The organism is Cupriavidus oxalaticus (assembly GCF_038900635.1).
Classification (GTDB): domain Bacteria; phylum Pseudomonadota; class Gammaproteobacteria; order Burkholderiales; family Burkholderiaceae; genus Cupriavidus; species Cupriavidus oxalaticus_B.
Genome location: NZ_JAYMRX010000036.1, coordinates 47,280 through 53,935, shown reverse-complemented (window position 1 = coordinate 53,935; position 6,656 = coordinate 47,280). Strand labels below are relative to the sequence as shown.

The 6,656-nt window shown below is 60.6% G+C and carries 7 protein-coding genes; 2 read left to right on the top strand and 5 right to left on the bottom strand.

The window, feature by feature from the left end:
• The 5 genes from VSR71_RS32705 to VSR71_RS32685 form a co-directional block, all read right to left on the bottom strand.
• Nucleotides 1–675 (bottom strand): AraC family transcriptional regulator (locus VSR71_RS32705; RefSeq protein ID WP_342917708.1); only part of this gene is annotated, 675 nt, incomplete at its 3' end.
• 417 nt (nt 676–1,092) lie between these two features.
• Nucleotides 1,093–1,851 carry an SDR family oxidoreductase gene (locus tag VSR71_RS32700; RefSeq protein ID WP_342917704.1) on the bottom strand — a complete coding sequence of 253 codons (759 nt, stop codon included), beginning with the start codon at nt 1,849–1,851 and terminating at the stop codon, nt 1,093–1,095.
• 139 nt (nt 1,852–1,990) lie between these two features.
• Nucleotides 1,991–2,581, bottom strand: a complete 591-nt coding sequence (locus tag VSR71_RS32695) for an RBBP9/YdeN family alpha/beta hydrolase (protein ID WP_342917703.1) — start codon at nt 2,579–2,581, stop codon at nt 1,991–1,993.
• A 180-nt stretch (nt 2,582–2,761) separates the two neighbouring features.
• The gene (locus tag VSR71_RS32690; RefSeq protein ID WP_342917702.1) at nt 2,762–3,757 is read right to left on the bottom strand and encodes an NADPH:quinone reductase; all 996 of its coding nucleotides are present in this window, start codon (nt 3,755–3,757) and stop codon (nt 2,762–2,764) included.
• Between the two features lie 56 nt (nt 3,758–3,813).
• Entirely contained in the window at nt 3,814–4,659 is an 846-nt protein-coding gene (locus VSR71_RS32685; protein WP_342917701.1) for a TauD/TfdA dioxygenase family protein, read from the bottom strand.
• Between the two features lie 215 nt (nt 4,660–4,874).
• On the opposite strand from VSR71_RS32685, the gene VSR71_RS32680 reads away from it, so the two are divergent.
• Together VSR71_RS32680 and VSR71_RS32675 are read left to right on the top strand one after the other, a co-directional pair.
• On the top strand, nt 4,875–5,810 hold the full coding sequence (locus VSR71_RS32680) for a 3-keto-5-aminohexanoate cleavage protein (protein WP_342917700.1): 936 nt from the start codon (nt 4,875–4,877) through the stop codon (nt 5,808–5,810).
• A gap of 41 nt (nt 5,811–5,851) precedes the next feature.
• The gene (locus VSR71_RS32675; protein ID WP_342917699.1) at nt 5,852–6,598 is read left to right on the top strand and encodes a glucose 1-dehydrogenase; all 747 of its coding nucleotides are present in this window, start codon (nt 5,852–5,854) and stop codon (nt 6,596–6,598) included.
• The last annotated feature ends 58 nt before the right edge of the window (nt 6,599–6,656 follow it).

The following is a 6,656-nucleotide window of genomic DNA, read 5'->3' as shown; positions in this document are numbered from 1 at the left end:
GGGCGATAACGCCCAAGCGCGCACCGAATCTCGCATCGAAGTCGAGGGGAATCGCTCATTGAACTCACTTGGCCACGCTCTCACGGTCAACTCGGCGCTGCGGACGTTGTTTTGAACACCATCCTTAGGGCCAAAGAACCGCTGGTGCGTACTCAGGTCGCGCGGCGCCGGGTGCTCGAAGCATACATGCAGGGGTTGCCAGTCGGCCTTGATGAGTTGGCGTATCAATCGCACCATTACCCCTATCGCCAGCTCAACCCTTTGGCGAGTTGGCTGATGCGCGCTGCCAGCTATCAGCACCTCGCGAATGATGACTTGTCCACCACATTCCTCAACCGCCAGCGACTTCGCGCCGTTGAGAATCGATTGGTAGCGCATCAGCATGCCGAGGGAGTCGCGCAGCGTTGCCTGGTCGCGGATCAGCATTCCGACCGGCCCAAGATTGGACAACAGGCGCGATTCCGCCATGCTCAAACCGAAACTCTCGTTGCCTGACATGGTTGCGGAGGCCTGGAGCAGGCGTCCGAAACGCTCGACTGGAATCATGAGATCCGGCTCACGAAGTACGCTCGGATTTATTCCTGCTTCATACATCATCCGCAGCGGATCGAGCCCAGCGGCACGCGCGACTTCGCTGTAGTTGGTGAGGGCTGCGGCGCGGACAAGTAACGACATCGGGGACTGACCAGGAAATGACAGCTCATGGTAAATAGCGGTCATGCATTGTCAAGCGGGAGTAACCCGCGACGGCTATCGCTCAAGGCTCGGATCCCGAACGCCCTTATTTTCGTGGAATGAGAGATATATGTTCATCAGGATGATCTGAGATGGGAAGTCTCTCAAATCATCATGTCGATCGTGGTGCACCCGTCCGCACCCGTCCACGCAGCAGCCTCTTCTTGCATTGCCTTCTGGCATCGATAGCGCTGCAAAGTCGCGGGGCGCAGGCCGTCGCCTTGCTGGGTTGCCGCGTCATCATCAGGTGCCGATTACGAATATTGGAGGAGGCCCACTCAATAGTTGTCCATCGGGCGCGCTCGTCCCCGAAGGATGAAACGGCGGGGACCAAGAGGCACTTCCGGAGAGCGTTTCCTAGTAGCGGATGATGCCCGGACTACCGCCCCCGGCTTCAATGGCGTCGCCGTTGATGGCCACACTCAACGGTGATGCGAGGAAAGTAACCACGCGAGCGATGTCCTGCGCCTCAACCATGCGGCCAATTGTGTTCCTTCCAATAGCAATGGTTTCCATTTCAGCGCTGGTCGCTTCGGTCCGAGTCATGCCTGGGTGCACCGCCGTCACGTTGATCCCCTTGGGCCCCAGTTCGTCAGCCAGGTTCTTTGTGATGGCCGCCACGCCTACGTTGCGGAGCGTCGCTACTGGCCGGCCGGTAGTGTAGAGCGCCAGGCCCCCGATGTTGATGATCCGGCCCCAGCCGTTCGCGATCATGTGCGGCGCGACGGCACGTGCCGTGCGCAAGTAGCCGATAACCTTGATGTTGATGTCCTCCAAGGCTTCCGAGTCAACGATCTGATCTAGCGCTCTTGCAGACGAAATGCCCCCCGGCAACGCGGCAGCGTTGATGAGGATATCAATACTGCCAAGCGTTGCCACAGCTTGCTCGGCCATCGCGTCTACGGACTCTTGCTCCGCCGTGTTTGCCACTATCGGCACAATCCGCCGGCCGGTCATTAACGCCAGTTCTGATGCAGTTTCCTCCAACTTCGCACGCCCGCGTGCTGCAATCACGATGTCCACGCCTTCTTCCGCCAACGTTCGCGCGATCACCTTGCCAATACCACGACTGGCGCCAGTCACGATCGCGCGCTTTCCTTTCAATCTCAGGTCCATTTTTTCTGTACGCCAATGAGGGAATCAGCAAGCCGGATTAGGCAAAGGGAGGGACTACGCAGGTGCGACTGGCGTCAAACAACATCGTCGCCATCACCTGCTATGCGCGTGTCCGGTGAAGGGAAGGGCGCCATTGCTTTCATCGGTCCACGCTCCCCGCCCAGAGTTGCTGAAGCAGGTCCTCTGCCAGCGGCCACGTTCCGTATCCGTCTGCCGGTCCGAGATGCCCCACTTCCCCGGCATCGACGAACTGGCTGCCCCAGGCTTGCGCCAGTTCCCGGATTCGTTCGAACTTCCCGAACGCATCATTGCGGCTCCCCACCACGATGCTCGGGAATGGCAGATGCCGCTTCGGAATCGGTGTCCATCCCTCGGCTGCCAGCGCCTGCGGGTCCTTGTATCCGGCAGGCAACGGGCTGTCATAATCGGTCGGCGCGGCAAGCAGTGCGCCCTGCACGGTACGCCCTGTCTCCTGTGCCCAGTGGACCGTGATCAGGCAGCCCACACTATGTGCGACGAGGATGACCGGCCCTGCAATGCTACTCACGACGCGGTCAAGGTTCGCCACCCTGGCGCTGCGCAGCCTCTTGTCCTGATCAACCTGAGGCACGATGCGCACTGCTCGTCCCTGCTGCTTCAAACGCTCCGCAAGCAGCGATTGCCAGTGCTCCGGCATGTGATCGCGAAAACCGGGAACAATCACTATTGTTGGCTGATTTCCGTGTGTCATGAGATTCGGTCTCCTTGCTTAGAGTTTCCCCAGCCCAGCTTGTCCTTCGGCGAGTACGACCGACGATCGATATCCCGCACACTCGCGCCTGGCCGAGCGTTTTGGTTTGTCACTTGCGCCTGTCCCCTTTGGAGATGCCAGCGCGTTTTTGAACAGCCTGCCAAGGGCCGACTGCGTGCGCTATTCGGAATCACACCGAACAACAATGGTGCCCTGCTTGGTGCCTGCTTCGACAGCGAGGTGAGCCTTCGCTGTGTCTCGCAAGTCGAAGACACTGTCGACAGCGTGAATGGCATCCGGGACGTCATTCATCCACCGCGACAAGCCCTCCTGCGCTAACCAGCGCATCTCGTAGGGCAAGCCCGGCAGGTATATTCCCTGCAGGCAGATGTTCTTGCGAATCAGCGTGACCAGAGGAAGGGCTTGCTCGCGGCCAGCGCTGTTGGCATACGAGACCCACAGCGCATGATTTGCGGCTACCTGAAGGCAAAGCCTTGAATTGTCGATGGCATTGACATCGACAATGTGGTCAACGCCTTGCCCGTGGGTGGCATCGAGAATCTGCTGCGCGGCATCCGGTGCAAGGTAATCGATCACCGTATCCGCACCGCCCGCTGCGGCGTGGGCCGCCTTGCGTTCGGAGCTGGTGGTGGCAATGACATAGGCGCCTCCCCACTTGGCGAGCTGCACCGCGTAGTGCCCAACGGCTCCCGCACCGCCGGTAATCAGGACGTACTTGCCTCTGATCGCTCCACGCTGAAACAGGCTGGTATAGGCAGTCATCGCCGGAATGCCCAGGCATGCACCCTGCGAGAAGTCCAGGTGCTCCGGCAATGGTGAGGTCAACTCGTGTGGAAGGCAGATGTACTCCGCCGCCGTACCAAAAGGGCGTCCTCGCTGTCCGAAATGCAGCCAGACTCGCGACCCGAGCAACCTGTGGTCGACGCCGTGCCCAAGCCTGTCGACCACACCCGCTCCATCGCTATGCGGAATGATGCGCGGGAACTCCATGCCACCATGCATGCGCCCCGCTCGCCGGTTTGCATCTGCCGGGTTAACCGCGGACGCATGGAGTCGCACGCGTACTTCACCGGGTGCCGGTTGCGGCGTGGGCAGATCGCCGAATGCCAATACTTCCTCGGCCCGCCCCTGCTTTTCATACCAGATCGCCTTCATGATGCCCTTGTCCCATGAGCATAGAGAGCAGCAAGTGATTCTGCCGTCCCTGCGAATCAGTAGGGGACGTCTCCGACGATGCCAGCGCGCTCCATCTTGCGCGGCGCCGGATAGTAGTCGTTGACGGCATAGTGCTGCGTGCTGCGGTTGTCCCAGACCGCAACGTCGCCCTCCTGCCATGCCCAGCGCACCTGGTATTCGGGAATGGTGGCGCGGCTGGTCAGGTAGTTGAGCAGCAGAGAGGCGCCGGGCGACTTGTCGATGCCGTAGCGCACGTTTGCCGGCGTGCTGTAGTTGGTGAAGTGTGTCGTGAACGAGGCGCCGACGAACAGGATTTTCTCCCCGGTTTCTGGATGGGTGCGTACCACCGGATGCTCCACCGGCGGATGATCCTGGGCCAGCTTTGCGCGGTCTTCCGGCGTCATGACCGCGCCGAAACTGTGCTCGATGCTGGCCCGGGCGCGCAGGCCGTCGATCTTCGACTTGATCTCCTCGGGCAGCTCCTCGTACGCCTTCACCATGTTTACCCAGATGGTGTCACCGCCGATCTCGGGACATTCGAGGCAGCGCAGCACTGCCCCCATGGCCGGATTGGGGCGCCACAGGCCATCGCAGTGATAGCTGTTCTCGAAGCTGTGCGGGTTGTCGCTCCGGTAGACCTTCACAAGACCCGGGTAATCGGGAACGCTGCCGACGACCGGATGGTCTTCGAGCTTGCCGAAGCCGCTCGCGAAGGCCACGTGATCGGCGCGCGTGATCTCCTGCTTGCGAAAGAAGAGAACCCTGTGCTTGAGCAGCGCCGCCCTGATCTCGGCGAACAGCGCCGGATCGCGCGCCGCCTCGCCGAGATTGACGCCAGATATCTCGGCCCCGATGGCGGGGGTAATTTGCCTGATCTTCATTGCTATGTCTCCTGCAGTCTGGTGGATCTGGTCAGTGTCCGGCCTTCTGATGGAAAAGTGTAGCTGGCGTGCCCGGCTTTCATGCTTACTTGGTCAGGACATTTACTTGCCAATTTGCGACATTGCGCGCTCGATCGCGGCAAGCGACGGCAATGTTTCGTAGCATGGTGACGTCGCACGAAGCAGTGCATTCCCCAACCAGCGAGCGAAGGACAATGGCAGCACCACAGAGCAAGGTTATCGTCACGTGCGCCGTGACAGGCGGTATTCATACCCCGACGATGTCGCCTTATCTCCCCATTACCGCGAAGGAGATCGAAGAGGAGGCAGTTGCCGCTGCAGAGGCCGGCGCGTCAATCGTCCATCTCCATGCGCGCAAGCCGGAGAATGGCCAGCCATCACAGGATCCCGCCCTTTTCCGCGAGTTCCTTCCCCGGATCGCAGCGCGTTCTGACGTCGTGATCAATCTCACGACTGGTGGCGCCCCCAACATGCTCGTTGAGGAACGCCTGCAACCGGCGCTGCAGTTCAAGCCGGAGCTTGCCTCGTTGAACATGGGGTCCATGAACTTCGGCCTTTATCCGATGCTCGCCCGGCACAAGACGTTCAAACACGATTGGGAACGCCCTTACCTCCAAGGCTCCGAGGACCGCGTCTTCCGCAACACGTTCAAGGAGATCCGCTACATTCTGGAATCCTGTGCCGACAACGGCACGCGCTTCGAAATCGAGTGCTACGACACCAGCCATCTCTATACCGCGGCGCATTTCATTGACCGCGGCATCCTCAAGCCGCCCTTCTTCATCCAGTCCGTGTTCGGCCTGCTCGGCGGCATCGGCACGCACCCCGATGATGTCATGCATATGCGCCGCACCGCGGAACGCCTGTTTGGCAAGGACTACTACTGGTCCGTGCTCGGGGCCGGCCGCAGCCAGATGCCGATTGCATCGATGGCGGCTGCCATGGGCGGAAACGTCCGCGTCGGCCTGGAGGATTCGCTTTGGGAAGATCGGGGCCGGCTGTCCACCAGCAACGCTGACCAGGTCAAGCGCATTGTTGGCGTTCTTCGATCACTGAACCTCGAAGTCGCTACGCCGGGCGAGGCCCGCGACATGCTTCAGCTGAAGGGCCGGGATGCTGTGGCGTTCTGATCGGTCGAATAGCTTCTCTTCACACAGTCAAGGAAATTCTCATGTCTCATCCTGTTGTCCTGATTACCGGTGCGACCGCTGGCATCGGCCGCGCGACAGCGCTTGCGTTTGCGGCCAAAGGCGCAAGACTTGTCTGCTCCGGGCGGAATGCTGCTGCCGGAGAGGCCCTCATCTCGGAACTGCGGCAGATGGGCGCGGAAGCAGACTTCCTGGCGGCCGACATCAGCCGTGAAGACGATGTCATCCGGCTTGTCAGGCATGCCATCGAGCGCTTTGGATGCCTTGATATCGCAGTGAACAGTGCCGGAACGGAAGGAACACCGGGATCGATCGTCGAGCAGACGGTCGAGTCGTACACGGCGACTTTCGATGCGAATGTCCTTGGAACGTTCCTGTGCATGAAGCACGAGCTTCAAGCAATGCTCGCGCAAGAACGCGGGGCGATTGTCAATCTCTCCTCCACCATGGGCAGCCGCGGCAACCCGCGAAATCCGATGTATGCGGCTAGCAAGCACGCGATCGAAGGCCTTACCAAGTCGGCGGCGCTCGACGCCATCAAATCGAATGTGCGCGTCAACGCCGTGGCGCCAGGCCCGATTGAAACGGCCATGCTCGGGCGCATTGCCGGTGGCGAGGACCGGGTCGCGTCTGTCGCCGCAACCATCCCCGCCGGACGCGTCGGTACGCCGGAGGAAGTCGCTGATGCGATTATCTTCCTGGCATCTGACCAATCCACCTACATCACGGGACAGATCCTTCATGTGAACGGTGGGAAAACCGCCGCGTAAGCTGCGTTTCATAGGGCACCCTCACCCTGCCAGAGTATCGAGGAGAGGCGCAATCACT

Bases quoted from the DNA above. Each gene is read 5' to 3' on its own strand.
- VSR71_RS32675 (WP_342917699.1), top strand. From the start codon at position 5,852: ATGTCTCATCCTGTTGTCCTGATTACCGGTGCGACCGCTGGCATCGGC.
- VSR71_RS32695 (WP_342917703.1), bottom strand. From the start codon at position 2,581: ATGACACACGGAAATCAGCCAACAATAGTGATTGTTCCCGGTTTTCGC.
- VSR71_RS32690 (WP_342917702.1), bottom strand. From the start codon at position 3,757: ATGAAGGCGATCTGGTATGAAAAGCAGGGGCGGGCCGAGGAAGTATTG.
- VSR71_RS32700 (WP_342917704.1), bottom strand. From the start codon at position 1,851: ATGGACCTGAGATTGAAAGGAAAGCGCGCGATCGTGACTGGCGCCAGT.
- VSR71_RS32685 (WP_342917701.1), bottom strand. From the start codon at position 4,659: ATGAAGATCAGGCAAATTACCCCCGCCATCGGGGCCGAGATATCTGGC.
- VSR71_RS32680 (WP_342917700.1), top strand. From the start codon at position 4,875: ATGGCAGCACCACAGAGCAAGGTTATCGTCACGTGCGCCGTGACAGGC.